Origin of the sequence: Aerococcus sp. UMB1112A (genome assembly GCF_030230715.1) — a bacterium.
Taxonomy (GTDB): Bacteria; Bacillota; Bacilli; order Lactobacillales; family Aerococcaceae; genus Aerococcus.
The window spans coordinates 1-1364 of the sequence record NZ_JASPDS010000059.1; the positions used below are offsets into that span (position 1 = coordinate 1).

Genomic DNA, 1364 nt, shown 5'->3' on the forward strand with positions numbered 1-1364 from the left:
TTATGAAAGCAAGCATTTGACTCGCTCTCAGACTTGACGCTTGAACGTGGTATCCAGCACCACGCGCTGCTAGCCTCCTGCGTCCCTCCATCGCTCATAACGATTCGGTGCAGTACAGGAATTTCAACCTGTTGTCCATCGACTACGCCTCTCGGCCTCGCCTTAGGTCCCGACTTACCCTGGGCGGACGAGCCTGCCCCAGGAAACCTTAGTCTTGCGGCGGACAGGATTCTCACCTGTCTTTCGTTACTCATACCGGCATTCTCACTTCTAGAAGCTCCACATGTCCTCTCGGTCATGCTTCACCGCCGCTAGAACGCTCTCCTACCACGTGCATAAATGCACATCCACAGTTTCGGTATCATGCTTAGCCCCGGTAAATTTTCGGCGCGGCGTCACTCGACTAGTGAGCTATTACGCACTCTTTGAATGATGGCTGCTTCTGAGCCAACGTCCTAGTTGTCTGCGCAACTCCACATCCTTTTCCACTTAGCATGAATTTTGGGACCTTAACTGGTGATCTGGGCTGTTTCCCTTTCGACTACGGATCTTATCACTCGCAGTCTGACTCCCGCACATAAATGTCTGGAATTCGCAGTTTATCTGAATTCAGTAACCCTTGACGGGCCCCTAGTCCAAACAGAGCTCTACCTCCAGCATCCTCTTTGCGAGGCTAGCCCTAAAGCTATTTCGGAGAGAACCAGCTATCTCCAAGTTCGTTTGGAATTTCACCGCTACCCACAACTCATCCCCGCAATTTTCAACTTACGTGGGTTCGGTCCTCCAGCGCGTTTTACCGCGCCTTCAACCTGGTCATGGGTAGGTCACTTGGTTTCGGGTCTGCGTCAGCCAACTGCTCGCCCTCTTCAGACTCGCTTTCGCTGCGGCTCCGTCTTTTCTGACTTAACCTTGCTGACTAACGCAACTCGCCGGTTCATTCTACAAAAGGCACGCCATTACCCGTTAACGGGCTCTGACTACTTGTAGGCACACGGTTTCAGGTTCTCTTTCACTCCCCTCCCGGGGTTCTTTTCACCTTTCCCTCACGGTACTGGTTCACTATCGGTCACTGGTTAGTATTTAGCCTTGCGAGATGGTCCTCGCGGATTCAAACGGGATTTCACGTGTCCCGCCCTACTCAGGATACTGATAGGCCTTCTTTGGATTTCGCTTACGGGGCTCTCACCCTCTCTGGCGCGTTTTCCCAAACGCTTCTGCTATCCTCTGAAGTGCCATGTCTCAGTCCTACAACCCCGGCAGATAAATCTGCCGGTTTGGGCTCTTTCCTGTTCGCTCGCCGCTACTTGGGAAATCGATATTTCTTTCTCTTCCTGCAGCTACTTAGATGTTTCAGTTCGCTGCGT

At 52.2% G+C, this 1364-nt stretch carries 1 rRNA gene; it reads right to left on the reverse strand.

Features of this window, described 5'->3' with window-relative positions:
* Positions 1-1364: ribosomal RNA gene (locus QP860_RS10530) — 23S ribosomal RNA — on the reverse strand; the annotation flags it as partial.